This is a genomic window from Candidatus Villigracilis vicinus (assembly GCF_016702885.1).
GTDB classification, from domain to species: domain Bacteria; phylum Chloroflexota; class Anaerolineae; order Anaerolineales; family Villigracilaceae; genus Villigracilis; species Villigracilis vicinus.
Genome location: NZ_JADJDD010000003.1, coordinates 27468 through 44560 on the forward strand (window position 1 = coordinate 27468; position 17093 = coordinate 44560).

General features: G+C 51.3%; 14 protein-coding genes. 12 read left to right on the top strand and 2 right to left on the bottom strand.

Going from position 1 to position 17093, the window contains the following annotated elements; translation table 11 throughout:
• The first annotated feature begins 7 nt into the window (after nucleotides 1–7).
• The 12 genes from IPG80_RS03555 (at nucleotide 8) to IPG80_RS03610 (ending at nucleotide 15685) form a co-directional block, all read left to right on the top strand.
• Nucleotides 8–1006, top strand: a complete 999-nt coding sequence (locus IPG80_RS03555) for an ABC transporter permease (RefSeq protein WP_345102797.1) — start codon at nucleotides 8–10, stop codon at nucleotides 1004–1006.
• 185 nt (nucleotides 1007–1191) lie between these two features.
• Entirely contained in the window at nucleotides 1192–1923 is a 732-nt protein-coding gene (locus tag IPG80_RS03560) for a GntR family transcriptional regulator (RefSeq protein WP_345102799.1), read from the top strand.
• 54 nt (nucleotides 1924–1977) lie between these two features.
• On the top strand, nucleotides 1978–3111 hold the full coding sequence (locus tag IPG80_RS03565; protein WP_345102802.1) for an ABC transporter permease: 1134 nt from the start codon (nucleotides 1978–1980) through the stop codon (nucleotides 3109–3111).
• Nucleotides 3108–4040, top strand: a complete 933-nt coding sequence (locus IPG80_RS03570) for an ABC transporter permease (RefSeq protein WP_345102804.1) — start codon at nucleotides 3108–3110, stop codon at nucleotides 4038–4040. Before IPG80_RS03565 ends, IPG80_RS03570 begins: the two co-directional genes overlap by 4 nt.
• A 93-nt stretch (nucleotides 4041–4133) precedes the next feature.
• Entirely contained in the window at nucleotides 4134–5198 is a 1065-nt protein-coding gene (locus tag IPG80_RS03575) for a BMP family protein (RefSeq protein WP_345102806.1), read from the top strand.
• Nucleotides 5199–5212: 14 nt separating this feature from the next.
• Entirely contained in the window at nucleotides 5213–6841 is a 1629-nt protein-coding gene (locus IPG80_RS03580; RefSeq protein WP_345102808.1) for an ABC transporter ATP-binding protein, read from the top strand.
• A gap of 98 nt (nucleotides 6842–6939) precedes the next feature.
• Nucleotides 6940–7809, top strand: a complete 870-nt coding sequence (locus IPG80_RS03585; protein ID WP_345102810.1) for an FAD binding domain-containing protein — start codon at nucleotides 6940–6942, stop codon at nucleotides 7807–7809.
• A gap of 88 nt (nucleotides 7810–7897) precedes the next feature.
• On the top strand, nucleotides 7898–10693 hold the full coding sequence (locus IPG80_RS03590; RefSeq protein WP_345102812.1) for a molybdopterin cofactor-binding domain-containing protein: 2796 nt from the start codon (nucleotides 7898–7900) through the stop codon (nucleotides 10691–10693).
• A 157-nt stretch (nucleotides 10694–10850) separates the two neighbouring features.
• A complete protein-coding gene (thrC, locus tag IPG80_RS03595; protein ID WP_345102814.1) occupies nucleotides 10851–12263 on the top strand; it encodes a threonine synthase in 1413 nt (470 codons plus the stop codon).
• Nucleotides 12226–13284: an AI-2E family transporter gene (locus IPG80_RS03600; protein WP_345102816.1), complete on the top strand. Its 1059-nt coding sequence runs from the start codon at nucleotides 12226–12228 to the stop codon at nucleotides 13282–13284. Before thrC ends, IPG80_RS03600 begins: the two co-directional genes overlap by 38 nt.
• Nucleotides 13281–14210 carry a glycosyltransferase family 2 protein gene (locus tag IPG80_RS03605; protein WP_345102818.1) on the top strand — a complete coding sequence of 310 codons (930 nt, stop codon included), beginning with the start codon at nucleotides 13281–13283 and terminating at the stop codon, nucleotides 14208–14210. The genes IPG80_RS03600 and IPG80_RS03605 overlap by 4 nt, the downstream gene beginning before the upstream one ends.
• Before the next feature lie 116 nt (nucleotides 14211–14326).
• Nucleotides 14327–15685 carry an MATE family efflux transporter gene (locus IPG80_RS03610; RefSeq protein WP_345102820.1) on the top strand — a complete coding sequence of 453 codons (1359 nt, stop codon included), beginning with the start codon at nucleotides 14327–14329 and terminating at the stop codon, nucleotides 15683–15685.
• 242 nt (nucleotides 15686–15927) lie between these two features.
• Here IPG80_RS03610 and IPG80_RS03615 read toward each other — a convergent pair whose 3' ends face one another.
• Complete coding sequence (locus tag IPG80_RS03615) at nucleotides 15928–16302, bottom strand: PPOX class F420-dependent oxidoreductase (protein WP_345102823.1); 375 nt, start codon at nucleotides 16300–16302, stop codon at nucleotides 15928–15930.
• Nucleotides 16299–17093 carry a lycopene cyclase domain-containing protein gene (locus IPG80_RS03620; RefSeq protein ID WP_345102824.1) on the bottom strand — a complete coding sequence of 265 codons (795 nt, stop codon included), beginning with the start codon at nucleotides 17091–17093 and terminating at the stop codon, nucleotides 16299–16301. Before IPG80_RS03620 ends, IPG80_RS03615 begins: the two co-directional genes overlap by 4 nt.

Genomic DNA, 17093 nt, shown 5'->3' on the forward strand with positions numbered 1-17093 from the left:
GGCATTTATGAATCAGGAAACCCTTCTTGTTGGTTTGGCGGGCGTGCTTGCCGCGGCGGCTCCCATCGTTTTTGCGGTGATGGGGGAGACCCTCTCAGAACGTGCAGGGGTCATCAACCTTTCCATGAATGGCACCATTCTGTTAACCGCCATGAGCGGATTTGCCGTGGCATATAAAACAGACAGCCTGCTGCTTGGCTTTCTTGCCGGAATGTTCATTGGCGCGCTTGTTGCTCTCATTGTGGCATTTGCCAGCATCACGCTTAAGCAATCGCAGGTGGCGATCGGCTTTGTGCTGGCGTTGACTTGTCGCGACCTGGCTTATTTCCTTGGAAATCCATTCATGGGGGTCCCAGGTCCACGTTTGCAGGCACTTCCAATTCCGATCATCGGTGATATTCCCGTTCTGGGACCATTATTTTTCCGCCAGGAATTTAGTACCTATCTCAGTTACATTGCCATTTTCCTTGCCTGGTTATGGATCTACCGTACCCGCCCCGGTTTGATGCTGCAAGGCATTGGCGAGAAACCGGCTGCGGCATATATCCGCGGCGCGAACGTCAATGTGATGCGATATGTTTATACGGTTGTTGGCGGTGCGTTGATTGGTCTGGCGGGTCCAACCTATTCTCTCGGCGTCCGTGCCGGGTGGATGGGTACGATCTCCGGCTTGGATGGCATTGGCTGGATCGCCCTTTCCATCACCATTTTTGGCGGTTGGAACCCTGCCCGTGCAGCGTTTGGCGCTTATTTATTCGCCTTCTTGCAATGGCTTGGTCTGGTTTTGCAGCCTGTGTTAACCACAATACCTTCGCAGGTTTTACAGGTTGCACCTTTCCCATTGATGATCCTAACCCTATTGTTAGTCAACATTGGCAATGCGGAATGGGTGGAACGTACACTGGCTGCCATGCCCGAGAATGCACGTAAGGTTACCGCCAAGGTGTTGCGAGCCATGCGGGCATCGCCCCCGGCAGCGTTGGGCGTTCCTTTCGAGAGGGATTAAATACAGCGCTTCGCTCAGTTGAATGAAGTAACACCCCGCGTGGAAGGTTTCCTGCGGGGTGTTTTTTTGTCCGTCGCTTTTGTCACATCCGAGCACTTCTAAACTAGGATGAATGTCACTTGAACAGCCTTGTGTAATATTGTACAAAAACGTCAGACGACTATCCTCTTACCATAAACCTACTTATGAATCTCATTCAGACACGGACCGTATCCAATCAAGTCGATGAGATCCTCCTGGAACGCATTCGGGACGGGACCTATTCGCCTGGAAGTCGCATTCCTTCGGAGAGTGAACTATCGGACGAGTTGGGTGTAAGCCGCGCCACTGTGCGGACAGCGCTTGCCAAATTGGCTGCCAATGGCATGATCCTTCGTAAACAGGGGAATGGTACCTTTGTCAATGCACGTATAAAGGAAGCTAGTGCGCAATTTGGAAATCTGTGGGATTTGGTGCAGCTGATCGAGGGCAATGGGTATAAATCGTCCATTCAGTTGATTTCGATCGAGCGTAAACCTGCCACTGAAAAAGAAGCGCTTGTGCTTGCACTTGAGCCCGGCGATGAGTTGATCCATTTTCAGCGTGTTTTTCGTGCCGACCAACGTGCGGTCATTTTGGCGGATAATGCCATACCTTCAACCTTGCTGCGCGAGCCATTGGATAAGGTGGATGGGGGACTTCACATTCGGGATATTTTCAATAATTATTTCCATCAGAAAATTGCGTTTGCCATAACCGATATTCGTTCAACACTGATCGGTGCAGACGCACTTAAGCATTTGGGGGGCAAGGCAGAAAGAGCGATCTTGCAATTGGATGTGACTTTTTACGGTATGAACAATCTTCCGATTGCATATGGTGTGAACAATTTTGACGATTCAGTCCTGCGTTTGAGTTTGGTACAGACGTGGAGTTGATCCACGGATCTGTGCCGGTTAAACCAAAATCCAGCGCCTGTGAGGAATATCTTGATGCGATTACGATTTGAAACTCTGATTGACGCACTACTGCCGATCCTCGCCACATTGGCGGCGTTGGCGGTGGGAGCACTGATGTTGCTTGTCCTTAAGGTTAACCCTATTGAGGCATACGCCGCTTTGTGGGATGGGGCATTTGGCAGTACGAATGCTTTTGCCGAAACTCTGGTAAAGGCTACACCATTGCTCCTGGTGGCATTGGGTATTTGTATCTCTTTCCGCGGTGATGTGATCAATATCGGCGGCGAAGGACAGATGATTATTGGTGCGGTACTGGCGACATGGATCGGTTTGACCTTTACCGGTCTGCCCGGGTGGTTGGTGATCACCCTCGCAATGCTCGCTGGTTTTTTGGGCGGCGCGGTGTGGGGTGGTATACCGGGCGTTCTCAAGGCGTACTTCAACGTTAATGAAATTTTGAGCACGGTGATGATGAATGCCATCGCTGTGCAGTTGATGAATTTCCTGCTGCGCGGACCAATGATCGATCCTTCACAGGCAGAGTTGGCTTCCAAGATCCCACAGACGGCGCGGCTTGAAGATGCATTTCATCTGGCGCGTTTGGCGCCTACTCGGTTACATGCAGGTGCATTGATCGCCGTTATTCTGGCTGTTTTGGTTTACATTCTGTTATGGCGTACCACACTTGGGTATCGCATCCGTGCAGTAGGACAAAGCCCTCATGCCTCTCGTTATGCGGGGATCAAGGTTCCGCGCTATATGGTGTTGGCTTTGTTGTTGAGCGGTGCTTTTGCTGGGTTGGCTGGTGCGGTGCAAGTGTATGGTGTTAACTACCGCATGATCACGGACGGGTCTGCTTCGGGTTTTACGGGGTCAGCGGGTTTCAATGGGATCGTGGCGGCGTTGTTTGGGCAGCTTCATCCGTTGTGGTCCATTCCGGCGTCGATCTTGTTTGGCGCATTGTTGGTAGGGGCGAATAAGATGCAGAGGATGGTGCAGGTTCCTTCGGCGTTGATCACAGTCTTGAACGGTCTGGTGGTTGTCTTTGTGGTGAGCAGTGAGATCTGGCGAAGGCGCAGGCAGCGACGCCGAATGGCGGCAGCTCCAGATGCGGAAGCACCATCGAAACAGGATCAGAATCAAGTCCAGAAAGAGGCGAATCAATGATCACAGACCTCTTATCCACCACGGTATTGATCGGCATTCTTGCGTCGGGTATCCGTTTGGCAACTCCTTATTTGTATGCCGCCATTGGTGAAACGTTCAGCCAAAAGAGTGGCGTGTTGAATTTAGGTGTGGAAGGACAGATGCTGCTTGGTTGTTTTGCGGCATTCTACGTGGCGTTTACAACGGGAAACTTATGGCTTGGGTTGTTGGCTGCCATTGTTGTCGGTGCGGCAATGGGGCTGGCAATGGCATTCGTGACTGTAAACCTGCATGCCCAACAGGGGATCAGCGGCATTGGGTTTTATCTCTTCGGGTTGGGAATGAGCGAATTACTCTTCCAGCGTTTGATGGGAACAGTGGAGACCGTGCAGGGGTTCCCGAAGCTTTATTTCCCTGTTTTGAGTGAAATTCCAGGGATCGGTGAAATCCTCTTCAACCAGAATATTTTGGTGTATGGCGCATATTTGCTTGTGCCGCTGGCGTGGTTCGTTTTGAATAAGACGACGCTTGGTTTGAAGATTCGCGCGGTGGGTGAGAATCCTGATGCAGCCGACTCTCTCGGCGTGAATGTGGCGCGGGTGCGTTACTTTACGATAACCCTGGGCGGCATTCTTTCAGGTATTGCGGGGGCTTCGCTTTCGATCGCGTTACTAAATGTTTTTCAACAGAACATGACCAGCGGACTTGGTTTTATTGCCGTGGCGTTGGTTTATTTTGGCGGCTGGAAACCTGCTGGTGTGTTGGGCGGTGCATTGCTTTTCAGCATGGTTAATTCTTTGCAGTTGTGGATCCAGGTGCTGGGTATCCCCATCCCATCTGATATTGCGGTCATGATGCCGTATGTGTTGACAATTCTGGTGTTGGTCGCGACCGTCTCCAGGGTGCGTTCTCCATCGGCTTTATCCAAACCTTTTGAGCGGGAAAGTTGAATCCCGGTAAGGAGGCAGCTCAATCGAAAGTGTACTTCAACGTCCGTGTTCAAATTGAAAATCAATTCGTTCCATAAACAATAGGAGAAGATGATGAAAAAGTTTGCTTGGATTTTGACCCTGATCGTGGCGCTCTCACTCGTGCTGAGCGCTTGTGGTGCTCCCGCCGCTACCGAAGCCCCCGCTGAAGCCACTGAAGCTCCGGCGACGGAAGCCGCTGCTACTGAAGCAGCCACCGAAGCTGCCCCTGCGGAACCCTTCCGCGTGGCTGTGGTGATGCCGAGTGCCATCAATGATCTTGCGTTCAGCCAGAGCATGTACGATGCCCTGATGCGCATTCAAGAAGAAATGGGCGGACCTGAGATGTTCGAGATCGTGTACTCCGAGAACATGTTCGTTGTGGATGATGCCGCTGCGGCGATCCGCGATTACGCTTCACAGGGCTACGACCTTGTGATCGCGCATGGTTCACAATACGGCTCCTCATTGCAGGAGATCGCTCCTGACTTCCCCGAAACCAGCTTTGCCTGGGGCACCACCGCTGAAACCTTTGGACAACCCAATATCTTCGCGTATGAAGCGGCTTCACAGGAAGGCGGCTACGTCAACGGCGTGTTGGCTGCGACCCTTTCCAAATCTGGAACCATCGGCGTTGTAGGACCCATCGAAGTGGGCGATGCGAAACTTTATGTGGATGGATTCAAAGCTGGTGTGTTGGCGACCAACCCGGCAGCCGTTGTGAACGTGAACTACATCGGCTCTTTCTCGGACGTGGCGCTTGCCTCTGAAGCGGCGACGACTCATATCTCCGCTGGTGCAGATGTAATGACCGGTTCTGCTCAGATGGTTGTAGGCGCGATCGGCAAAGCAGAAGAAGCTGGTGCTTTGTGGTTTGGTACCCAATCCAATCAGACCTCCCTTGCACCGACCATTGTGGTTGCCAGCCAGGTCTATCATTGGGAAGTTGCCCTCCACGAAATGCTTGCGTTGATCGATGCCGGTACCCTGGGCGGACAGTCCTTCAAGGCTGATCTCGCCAATGGCGGCGAAGTTGTCGAATTCAACACCGATTATGCCCTGCCCGATGATGCCAAGGCTTTGGCTGAGTCCACTATTCAGGGAATTATCGACGGCACCATCACGATCACCCTGCCGTAACCTGTAATCAAATAATGGCTTCGGAAGCTGAACCAGCTTCCGAAGCCATTCTGGAATTTCATGAGGATGACGCTATGACGGATCAAGCGAACAAGCTCCCTTCGGGCCGTACCCGGATCGACAGCCTGGAAATGCGCGGCATTACCAAACGCTTTCCCGGTGTGTTAGCCAGTGATCATATCGATTTTGATGTGCGCTCCGGCGAAGTTCATGCCCTATTGGGCGAGAACGGAGCAGGAAAAAGCACGTTGATGAAGATCTTGTACGGCTTGTATAAACCGGATGAAGGTGAAGTCCTTTTGAATGGTAAACCCGTTGTTATTGCATCGCCCAATGACTCGATTAATCTGGGTATTGGGATGATCCATCAGCACTTTATGCTGGTGCCAACCCTGACCGTGGCAGAAAATGTGGCACTCGGTCTGCCGTCTACTCGGGGATTGTTAACCGATCTGGATCAGGTCTCAAAGCGGATCGTGGAACTTGCAGATATCTATGGTCTGCGTATCGATCCGAACGCATATGTCTGGCAGTTATCCGTGGGTCAGCAGCAGCGCGTAGAGATCATCAAAGCCTTATACCGCGGCGCGGCATTACTCATCCTCGACGAGCCGACGGCTGTGCTCACCCCGCAGGAAGTGGACGAGTTATTCGTCATCATGCGGCAAATGGTGAAGGATGGGCATGCACTTATTTTCATTTCTCATAAATTACATGAAGTGGTCGAGATCAGCCATCGCGTGACTGTGCTGCGTGATGGACGTAAGATCGGCACTCGCCCAACCTCAGAGATCACCAAGCAAGACCTTGCCAACTGGATGGTGGGACGCGAAGTCGGCTTCACCCCAGATCGCGGCAACGTGGAGCGCGGCGAAGCGCGTCTTGAGGTAAAAGGCGTATCTTGCGGCAGCGATCGTGGTACACCCGGTTTACGCGGTGTGACCTTCGACGTTCATTCCGGTGAAATTTTAGGTGTTGCAGGTGTATCTGGCAACGGACAGCGTGAACTGGCAGAAACGATCGCAGGGTTGCGGAAAGTGACTGGTGGGCAGGTCTTCCTCGAAGGCAAGGATGTCACCGGGCTTTCTCCTGCCGCTCTTACCGACCGGATGCTTTCCTACATTCCTGAAGAACGCATGCGCGATGGAGTTATCAAGGAATTCACCATCGCCGAGAACATGATCTTGCGCGAACACGAAAAGACACCTTATTCCCGTTCGGGGTTTCTAAACCTTGGTGAAATCTCCCGGCATGCCGATGAACTGATCAAGAACTTCCACGTAAAAACCCCTTCGCGTGAAACCCTGGCGAAGAACCTCTCTGGGGGCAATATTCAAAAGGTGGTACTTGCGCGTGAGATTTACCGCACGCCGCGTGTGATCATTGCAGCCCAGCCCACCCGCGGGCTGGATATCGGGGCAACTGAATACGTCCGTGAGCAATTGCTCGAACAGCGCCGCAAAGGCGTTGCCATCATGCTTATTTCTGAAGACCTCGATGAAATTCTCGCTCTCTCTGATCGTATCGCCGTCCTTTATGAAGGGCGTGTTATGGATATCGTCCCGCGCGATCAAGCCACGCCTGAAAAACTTGGTTTGCTCATGGCGGGTGTTCACCTGGATGAGAGCGTTGTTGTAAAATAAAAAAATATCCATCGGTTCGGTGGTCGCTGTAAAACCAGCGGCGTTGAGCGAATGCTCATCGAAAAGTGCCGCCGTCCAGCAGAAAGAGGACACCACCTATGAACCTTTGGCAGGAATACAAACGTCCCGTCTCTGTTGCGGAGGCTGTGCAAGCCCTTACGTCAGCACCCGGTTCTGCCATGCCGATTGCAGGCGGCACCGATCTGATACTTGACCTGAAACAGGGACGCCATTCTCCCGTTCACACACTAATTGACCTGACCTCTGTCCATGAGATGACTGCGCTGGAAATAAGGGAAAATTCCCTTTTCATCGGTGCTGCCGTCCCAGTCAACCGCGTCGCGCTGGACCCGCTCACTGCAACGCACGCCCAAGCCCTGGTCGAAGCCTGTAACTTGATCGCCGGACCGCAAGTCCGCAATACCGCCACTCTTGGCGGCAATGTCGCACATGCCCTGCCTGCTGCCGATGGGACCATTGCTCTTACCGCTTTGGAAGCCATTGCAGAAGTAGCGAACGACTTGGGGATACGTCGAATTCCTTTCACTTCTTTATTTGCCGGACCTGGCAAATCTGCCATTGATAAGACTAAAGAGATCATTGTCGGGTTTCATGTGCCGCTTGCCGCTGCTCATCAAGCATCCTGTTTCAAGCGTATTATGCGACCGCAGGGAGTTGCCCTGCCTATTTTAAATTGCAGTGTCTGGCTTGAGCGTAATGGAGATGAAGTTAAAGACATTCATATCGCTGTCGGACCGGGCGGTTCTACTCCCTTCCGTGCCACGAATGCCGAAGCCGCCTTGCGCGGAAAATCCCTAACCGAAGAAAATTACAACAAAAGTGTTGATGCCTTGCTTGCGCAAGCCAAATTCCGTGACTCTGCCCGCAGAGCCAGCGCTGAGTATCGCCGACACATCATTGGCGGTTTGTTCAAAGATGTGCTTTACACTGCGTGGGATAGGGCATAATTATTATAAGGCGCACTATTTGCTGAATTGAAAAAGAACAGGTAGTACATTTTGTAAAAACTACCTGACCTCACAGGAAAATTAAATCATGACCAATCAAATCTCCCTTAACGTTAATGGCAAACAATATTCAGTTGAGTCTCTTGCCGGTGAAACCTTATCTACTCTCCTGCGAGAACGGCTGCGGCTGACCGGTACGAAGATCGGCTGTGAAGAAGCCGAATGCGGCGCATGCACCGTCCTCGTGGATGGTGAGCCAATGATGTCCTGTGTTTACCCGGCTGCGCGCGCGGATGGCAAGACCATTGTCACCATCGAAGGGCTTGCCCAGCGTGTTCACGAAGAGATGAAATTACATCCCTTGCAAGAAGCCTTTGTAGAGCATGGCGCCGTCCAATGCGGATTCTGCATTCCCGGTCAGATCATGACGGCATATGCTCTGCTCAAACGTAACTCAAACCCCAATAGTGAAGATATTCGTTTTGCATTGAAAGATACACTTTGCCGTTGCGCGGGGTATCCTTCCATCGAGAACGCCATCATTGCAGCTGCCCAAGCTTTACGCACTGGCGAGCCTGTGCAAAGACCGACTCATATTCCAGACTCTGTTCATGAACATAAAACGGTCGGTCGTATGCATCTGCGTCCTGAAGCCGTGGAAAAGGTTACCGGGCAAGCCATTTATACCGACGACTTGAAATTTGATGGCATGTTATATGCCAAGGTCAAACGTGCCATGATCCCGCATGGTTTTTTGAAGAAACTGGATGTTTCCAAAGCCAAAGCGGTGAAAGGCGTAGCGGCAGTGGTCACTGCTGAGGATGTGCCCGCGGAAAAGAATCATGGGCTGGTCATCTTCGACTGGCCCGTCATGGTCGGTGTGGGGGAGCGTGTACGTTACGTTGGTGATGCCCTCGCTGTGGTGGCGGCAGAAAGCCAGGAAATCGCCGACCAGGCTGCGGCGTTGATTGAGGCGGAGTTCGACCTTCAACCGGTCATTACCAACCCGGTCATGGCGCGCCAGGCAGATGTTCCCCAGATCCATGAAAAAGGAAATTTACTGAAACATATCAAGGTTCGCAAAGGTGATATGGATGCGGGTTTTGCCAAGGCAGATGTGATCCTTGAGCATACTTTTCATACACAGACCACTGACCATGCTTTTATCGAACCGGAGTGCAGCATTGCTGTGCCGCTTGCAGATGGGCGTATGGAGATCTATGTCGGTTCGCAGATCCCATACCAAGACCGGACTCAGGTTGCGCGTGTGTTGGGCTGGGACGAGTCGCGTATTCGAATTGTCGGTCAATTGATGGGCGGCGGTTTTGGCGGCAAGGAAGACGTAATGGGACAGATCCATACTGCCATGCTTGCCAATCTTACCGGGCGACCGGTCAAGTTGTTGTTTGATCGCCAGGAAAGTTTGCTTGTCCATCCCAAACGGCATGCCACACAGATTCGAGTCAAGCTCGGCGCAATGAAAGACGGCAGGCTGGTTGCAGCAGAAACTGAACTCTATGGCGATACCGGCGCATACGCATCTCTTGGAGAGAAAGTGATGACCCGCGCCACCACGCATTCTGCCGGTCCATATGATATTGAAAATGTGCGTGCCGATTGCTATGCCATGTACACGAATAATCCACCCGCGGGAGCCTTCCGCGGTTTTGGCGTGACTCAATCTGCATTTGCCGTTGAAACCATGATGGATAAACTCGCCGAAACATTAAATATCGATCCGGTTGAATTGCGCCGCATGAACGCATTGCATGTAGGGAGTGTAACGAACACCGGACAGGAATTGAAAGAGTCGGTCGGCTTGACGGAATGTATTGACCGTGTCAATGCGCAAATGCGGATATTTGACCCCGCTCCCTTCACCCCGAAAGTTGATGCGACCAACCCGAACCTGGTGCGTGCCTGGGGCTTTGCATCGGCATACAAGAACACCGGCTTGGGCGGCGGTGCTCCTGATATTTCCGGCGCGGATGTGGAACTATATGAAGATGGCACCTTCCAGGTGCGCAGCTCGGCAGCTGAACTGGGACAGGGGCTGGTGACCGTAATGCGTTTGACCGTTGCCGAAGAATTAGGTGTCAGCCCGGAAGCAGTCCGTGTGTTGGTGATGGATACTGACCTGACGCCCAATGGCGGACCCACCACTGCATCCCGCCAGACGTTCGTGACGGGCAATGCTTCCCGCTATGCGGCAAAAACCTTACGTGATCAGATATCTGCTTCCTTGGCAGAAAAATTTGATGTGCGCCCGGAGCAGATTCGCTTTGAAGAGGGTGTGGTTCGAGTCAACGGGAATGTGTTAACGTATCCCCAAGTGTACAAAGAAATGCTGGCAATGGGGCAGCAGCCGCGTGTCCGTTATGAATATGAAGCGCCCAAGACCCAGCCGCTCGGCACAGGCGGTGACATGCACTTTGCCTTCTCGTTCGGAGTACAAGCCGCCGAAGTGGAAGTGAACAAACGTACCGGTGAAGTGCGCGTGCTGCGAGTGGTCTCTGCCAACGATGTGGGCATGGCGATCAATCCACTAGGGTTGCAGGGGCAGGTGGAAGGCGGCGTGATGATGGGGTTGGGTAACTGTCTCACTGAAGACTTTATCGTAGAAGACGGCAATGTGGTTACAGACCGTCTTGCGCGCTATCGTGTGCCGGGTATCATGCTTACTCCGGAGATCACCGCCATTATTGTTGAACACCCTATTGCCGCAGGTCCATACGGAGCCAAAGGGGTTGGTGAAATCTCCAGCATTCCAACCACACCAGCCATCACCAATGCCATCTACAATGCGGTCGGTGTGCGCTTCGATAAGCTTCCTGTAGACCAGGAGGTCATTGCAAGAGAACTGTGGGAGCGGGAAGCAAAGTAAGCAAGGTCAGAGGTTTGATCGGGTGTGACTGAAGGGTTCAAAGACAATTTGCCTTTGAACCCTTCGTTTATCCATCCTTTCAAGATGAAACAGTGTCAACTCTCGCATTTCTGGTCTTTGGGCATATCGGGTAAAATCAGGCGATAAGAGGAACTCAATGAATACATTCAATGGCTATCGTTGTTCGATCTGTGGGAGTGAATACCTGCCCGGGCAAGTTACGTATACCTGCCCAACGGACGGCGGGAATCTGGACGTTATCCTCGATTATGAGATCATTAAAAAGAAGTTCCAACCTGAGGATATAACCTCGCGGACAGAGCAATCGCTTTGGAAGTACCTGCCATTGTTGCCAGTTAATGAACCCGCAGGTAATTCCACACCCTTACACGCCGCAGGCTGGACCCCGGTCTTTGCCCTGCCGCGATTGGCAGAAAAACTACACCTGAAGCACCTTTGGCTCAAAGATGAGTCTCGCAACCCCACTGCGTCTTTTAAAGACCGGGCGAGCGCTATTGTGGTTACGCGTGCGCGTGAGATCAAATCTGAGGTCGTTGTCACAGCTTCTACTGGGAATGCCGGGGCAGCGCTGGCAGGCATGGCGGCGGCGGTTGGTCAAAAAGCCGTTATCTTTGCGCCCAAGTCTGCTCCGCAGGCAAAGGTGGCGCAACTGCTTATCTTTGGCGCAAAGGTCATCCTTGTCGATGGAACCTATGACGATGCCTTTGACCTGACCGTGAAAGCCGCGAACGAGTTCGGTTGGTATTGCCGTAACACAGGCTACAATCCCTTCACAGTGGAAGGGAAAAAGACTGCCGCTTTTGAAATTTGGGAATGGTGGATCGAAGCGCATCGCGATTGGCATAAACAAGATAGCGATCTGGATGATCACCCGCCCTTAACCATTTTTGTTTCAGTGGGAGATGGCAATATCATCTCCGGTATTCACAAAGGCTTCAAGGATCTGCTGGCATTAGGTTGGATTCCCAACATGCCGCGCATTATTGGTGTCCAAGCCGAGGGTTCGGCGGCGATTGCCAATGCCTTCCATGCAAGAACTGAAACGATCATCCCTGTTTCTGCGAATACCATTGCAGACAGCATTTCGGTGGATCTGCCACGAGATGGTGTTCGTGCGGTGCGGGCAGCTGCCCAGACCGGTGGGACATATATCACCGTGAAGGATGAAGACATTATCAAAGCCATTGCAGAGCTTGGCACCATTGGTGTCTTTGCCGAACCGGCTGGGGCGACGGCATATGCCGGGTTGGTTAAAGCAGTAGCCTCGGGCGTGGTCGGAAGCGATGACCCCGTTCTGGTAATGAATACCGGCAGTGGTCTCAAAGATGTCCGCGCGGCATTGCAGGCGGTTCAGTCTGCTCCTATTATTGAGCCGACTTTAGAGGCTGTGAAAAAAAACTCTTATGAGAAATACAAAGAACGGATGGAGCCTGCCCTTTCGTTATACGATGGGGATCATTGTTTTTATTGCTGTTGTGGCATTGTTGATCTATGCCCACGAGGCTGTGAAAATGCTGGTGATCTCTGCGTTTGTGGCGTACTTAATTAGCCCGGCTGTTGTGCTGGTGATGGAGAGAACAAATGTCTCCCGCGCTGTAGCGGTCAACCTCGTCTACTTTTCGGCGTTGATCGTGATGGTGGGCATTCCCAGTGTGTTGACCCCGATCTTTTTTGATGAGATCAAGCTGGTGGCGCAGGATCTACTTGACCTTTCTCAACAGACGAGCGAATTCCTATCCAACCCGATACAGGTGGGTAATTATGTGATCCATCTTGAACAGTTGGGTGAGAGCCTGGATAATCTTCAAGGGAATTTGTTAACGCCACTGCCCGAAGAAGCGCTGGCTCTGCTCGAAACAACCTCCGTAAATGTCTTATGGTTTTTGGTCATTCTCGTCAGTGTCCATTTGTTCATGAGTGAGTGGCCCAAAATACGTCACTGGTTGATTCATCTCGCGCCAGAACCATACCACGAAGAAATGAATGAGCTTTACCAGCGCTTGCGTAATGTGTGGATCGCCTATCTGCGCGGGCAGATCGTTTTGATGTTGGTAGTTGGAGTTGCCTTCACAGTTGCCTGGACCCTCATTGGTATTCCTGGTGCCCTTGTTCTAGGTGTGGTTGCCGGGTTATTTACTCTCGTGCCAGATGTTGGTCCGTTGATCGCGGCTGCGCTTGCCGTGGGTGTTGCGTTGCTGGAAGGCTCCACTTGGATTCCCTTGTCAAACGGCTGGGTGGCGATCATTACTGCGATCACGTATCTTGTTTTGATCAATATTAAGAATTTCTTTGTTCGCCCGATCATTATGGGACGCAGCTTGCATATGAATGAAGGGCTGATCTTTATAGCCATTTTTATCGCCACCCTTCTTGAAGGTATCATGGGTGCTTTATTGATCGTGCCAGTGATGGCTTCAGTTTCAGTGTTGATGGAGTATTTCCGCCGCCGTGTTCTAGGGCTTGAGCCTTTTGCTGGTGGTGAGGATGAACAATTCAAAGCCCCGGCGGGAAAATTTAAACCCCGTTCCATCCGGCTGCCTAAAAAAGAGAGACGGAAAAAAGACCTATGAAAATTACGTATTCGATCATTGCTCCCATTTATAACGAGATCGATAACCTCCCCGAACTTTACCGCCGTGTAAAGGAAGTAATGGATTCTCATGGTGAGCCATGGGAGTTTATCCTTGTTGATGACGGTTCAACGGATGGTTCCACAGAGAAGATTCGCGAATTAGCTGAAAAGGACAAGACAATCCGACCGGTTATCTTTGCGCGTAACTTTGGTCATCAAGTGGCGATCACTGCCGGTTGGGATTTTGCCCGCGGCGACGCTGTGGTCATCATCGATGCTGATCTGCAAGACCCCCCGGAAGTTATCCTCGAGCTGGCAAAGAAGTGGAAGGAAGGCTACGAGGTCGTGTACGCTGTGCGCGGCGAGCGTGAAGGTGAATCCTGGTTCAAGTTGTGGACGGCTTCCATGTTCTATCGCCTGATCTATCAAATTACGGACGTGAAGATACCCGTCGATACTGGTGATTTCCGCCTGATGGATCGAAAAGTTGTGAACGTGCTCAAACAAATGAAGGAGCGGCATCGCTTCCCGCGCGGTATGTCTGCCTGGGTTGGTTTCAAGCAGATTGGTGTTACCTATAAACGCGCTGCCCGCCTTGCTGGTGTTACCAAATACCCTTTCAAGAAAATGGTGCGGCTGGCGGTCAATGCCATTACCGGTTTCTCGTATTTCCCATTACAAGTGGCGACTTACTTTGGTTTTGTTTCTGCAGGTATTTCCATTCTCGCCATTCCTGTGGTGGCGGTATTGCGCCTTGCAGGTTCTCATTTTTTTGAAGGGCAGGCAACCACTCTTATTTCAGTCCTCTTTTTGGGTGGTGTGCAATTGATCTCACTCGGCATTCTGGGTGAATACGTGGGACGCCTGTATGATGAAGCCAAAGGCAGACCACTCTACATCGTCCGAGATGCTCCTGAAGAGTAATCATTTAACTTGCTGATCATTTCACCATGAGCTGAATAGTCGCTGACGCGACCGGCGTCCGCGACTGTTTTTGCCTCTCGTTATTATTCATTTACCGTCTGTTGACTAAATCTCCCATGTCCCTTTCATTTCTCAAAGATCGTGCCTTCCTGCGCGAAATGCTCACTATCGCGCTGCCTATATCCTTCCAGCAACTCATCAACGCTTCACTCAACATGATCGATGTCATCATGGTGGGGCAGTTGGGGGAGACCTCCATTGCCGCGCTTGGATTGTCCAATCAGGTATTTTTTGTATTCATCCTGCTGCTTTTTGGGCTTACCAGCGGCATGGCGATCTTTACGGCTCAATTTTGGGGGAAGCAGGAGATAGACCCGATCCGCAAAGTGCTTGGGATGAGCATCCTTATTACATCAGGCATTGCACTGGTATTTACGCTTGCTGCCACGCTTATCCCTGCGGGTGTTCTCGGTTTGTATACCAAAGATACAGAGGTCATCCATATCGGCGCTTCCTACTTGCGCATCGTTGGCTTGTCCTACATTCCTGTTGCGATCGCTACTTCTTACATTGCCACGATGCGCAGCATTCATCTCGTCAAACTGACCGTAATCGCCACCATTTCTGCCCTGGTTTTCAAAACGATCCTTGGATATATCCTGATCTTCGGCAAGTTTGGATTGCCTGTTCTCGGGGTGCGTGGCGCTGCCATTGGAACCGCCTCTGGTTGGACCCTCGAACTGATCCTGCTCCTTGTTCTTATCTACACTCAAAAAACGCCGCTTGCAGCAAACCCGTTGACCTTTTTCTCGTTTGACTTTCCATTTTTCAAGCGTGTTCTAACGACCACCCTTCCAGCACTTGCCAATGAAATGTTCTGGTCATTAGGCATCACTACCTACAACGCCATTTACGCCCGCATTGGCACTGATTCCATTGCTGCCATCAATGTCAATGCGACGATCGAAGAGCTTGGCTTTGTCGTTTTTATGGGACTTGGTAATGCTAGTGCTGTGATGGTTGGTAACCGCATTGGTGCCGGAAAGAAAGAAGAAGCCTTCGAGACCGTGCGCCGTGTGGTTATTCTCTCTGTTCTCTCTGCATGGACTGTTGGGGCTATAGTCATCCTTATGCGCGATGCGGTTGTGAATTTATACGATCTTTCGCCCAGCGGCGAATATAACGTCCGCATGTTGATGCTGATGATGGCCTGTGTGTTGTGGGTGCGCATGTTCAACTTTTCGACCTTTATTGGCGCCTTGCGGGCAGGTGGCGATACACGCTTTGCGCTCGTGATGGAGATCTGCTCCATCTGGCTGATCGGTGTTCCCGCTGCTTATGTCGGTGCTTTTGTACTGCACCTGCCGGTCTATTACGTTTACCTCATGGTTGGCTTGGAAGAAGTTGCCAAAGCCTTTGTCAGTGGATGGCGGGTGTATTCCAGAAAATGGATTCACGACCTGGTGAATGTATAGAAGATGACGAATATCAAAAACGAGACAAGTACTTGTCTCGTTTTTGATATAAATTGCTTTTACCTAAGTGGTCGGTCAAAAATAATTAGAATTTCGTCATTGCGAGCCGAGCCTTTTGCGGCGAAGCAATCCCATGGCTTGAGGGCAAGATTGCTTCGTCGGGAAGAGCGCCCTCCTCGCAATGACGATGCTCTTTTTAAAATTTATTTCGATCACCTACTTAACGATGCAAGGAGTTGGATTTAGCCAGTTTGAACGCGTATGGTGATGTACTGTGCGCGGCGCATTTTCCCCATCACTCCAAATACATTGAACATAAAGCCGTACTTTTTCTTGAAGAGCCCCGCTGTATGTTTGACTTCTTCAGGCGAGTCGAGCACGGCGGCATGGGCATCGATCCATTCGCCGATGGGGTCACCAGAAGCTGTGGAGGGAGCGATGCGTACTTTACCGTCGCGGCGGATGCGTTTGGCTTTGCCAGCGTCGGCTTGCGTCCAGATACGAAGCGTTTCTCCATCCTGCGCGAACCAGACCGGCGTTTTTACTCCCTGCCCGTTTTTGCGGAAGGTTTCTATATTCAAGTATTGTTGATTTTCAAATTGCTTGATGTCTTTCATGGCAGACCTCTATATTGATTTGATTTCCAATCCTCAAAGCGCTTTGTGCCCAGCCTGGAAAGCAGGAGCGTCATGCCGAAGCCGATGAGGACATTGGTGATAAAGAAGAACAGCACCTCTTCTACTGGAAGAATGCCGAAGAACAGGAGCCCTGTGGTCTGTTCCTTCGAAATAGACCAGGTGGTGTCGGTCAGTGCAATAATATCCATCAGGGAAAGGTATAAGCCGGGCACAAATATTGCGGTGAAAACCAGTTTGCGGTAATGCCAAAGAATATCTGCGCCGTAAAGCATTTGCGGAAAGATGGCAGGCAACGCCCAGAAAAGGATGATGGAGAGATAGGTCAGTTCAATGCTGCCGAGGAAGAATAAATAAGTGAAAATACCCCAGAGAACCAACAGAATAACAAACGAAACGATGCGCACAGCCTTGTTCGGTTTGAAATCCTTTGCGGGTTCGGCAATGCGCCTTGCCAGAAACCACCACCACAACCCGGCAAGGATCGTCTCAAGCACAAAGAAAGTATATTCTTCGATGGGAACATAGCCAATAACGATGCCGGTAACAAGATCCGGGTTGTAATACCAAACGCCAGTGGCAACCAGATAATTGTCCCAGGGTGTGGTGTACACCACTGCCAGGACGATATGCACAAGGATGGCGATCCATACTGCATTGCCATTGTTGAAGCCCAGGGTTGGACGGTTGTTTTTATTGTCCCACCATGTAATGACGAGAAAAACAAAGATGGGAATTACAAGAAAGCGTAGAAGAAAACCGAAGTATGTCAT

Excerpts from the sequence above, each read along its gene's own strand:
- IPG80_RS03610 (WP_345102820.1), top strand. The coding sequence starts at position 14,327 with ATGTCCCTTTCATTTCTCAAAGATCGTGCCTTCCTGCGCGAAATGCTC.
- IPG80_RS03585 (WP_345102810.1), top strand. The coding sequence starts at position 6,940 with ATGAACCTTTGGCAGGAATACAAACGTCCCGTCTCTGTTGCGGAGGCT.
- IPG80_RS03605 (WP_345102818.1), top strand. The coding sequence starts at position 13,281 with ATGAAAATTACGTATTCGATCATTGCTCCCATTTATAACGAGATCGAT.
- IPG80_RS03580 (WP_345102808.1), top strand. The coding sequence starts at position 5,213 with ATGGCTTCGGAAGCTGAACCAGCTTCCGAAGCCATTCTGGAATTTCAT.
- IPG80_RS03600 (WP_345102816.1), top strand. The coding sequence starts at position 12,226 with ATGCTGGTGATCTCTGCGTTTGTGGCGTACTTAATTAGCCCGGCTGTT.
- IPG80_RS03565 (WP_345102802.1), top strand. The coding sequence starts at position 1,978 with ATGCGATTACGATTTGAAACTCTGATTGACGCACTACTGCCGATCCTC.
- IPG80_RS03560 (WP_345102799.1), top strand. The coding sequence starts at position 1,192 with ATGAATCTCATTCAGACACGGACCGTATCCAATCAAGTCGATGAGATC.
- IPG80_RS03620 (WP_345102824.1), bottom strand. The coding sequence starts at position 17,093 with ATGACATACTTCGGTTTTCTTCTACGCTTTCTTGTAATTCCCATCTTT.
- IPG80_RS03570 (WP_345102804.1), top strand. The coding sequence starts at position 3,108 with ATGATCACAGACCTCTTATCCACCACGGTATTGATCGGCATTCTTGCG.
- IPG80_RS03555 (WP_345102797.1), top strand. The coding sequence starts at position 8 with ATGAATCAGGAAACCCTTCTTGTTGGTTTGGCGGGCGTGCTTGCCGCG.
- IPG80_RS03590 (WP_345102812.1), top strand. The coding sequence starts at position 7,898 with ATGACCAATCAAATCTCCCTTAACGTTAATGGCAAACAATATTCAGTT.
- IPG80_RS03615 (WP_345102823.1), bottom strand. The coding sequence starts at position 16,302 with ATGAAAGACATCAAGCAATTTGAAAATCAACAATACTTGAATATAGAA.
- IPG80_RS03575 (WP_345102806.1), top strand. The coding sequence starts at position 4,134 with ATGAAAAAGTTTGCTTGGATTTTGACCCTGATCGTGGCGCTCTCACTC.
- thrC (WP_345102814.1), top strand. The coding sequence starts at position 10,851 with ATGAATACATTCAATGGCTATCGTTGTTCGATCTGTGGGAGTGAATAC.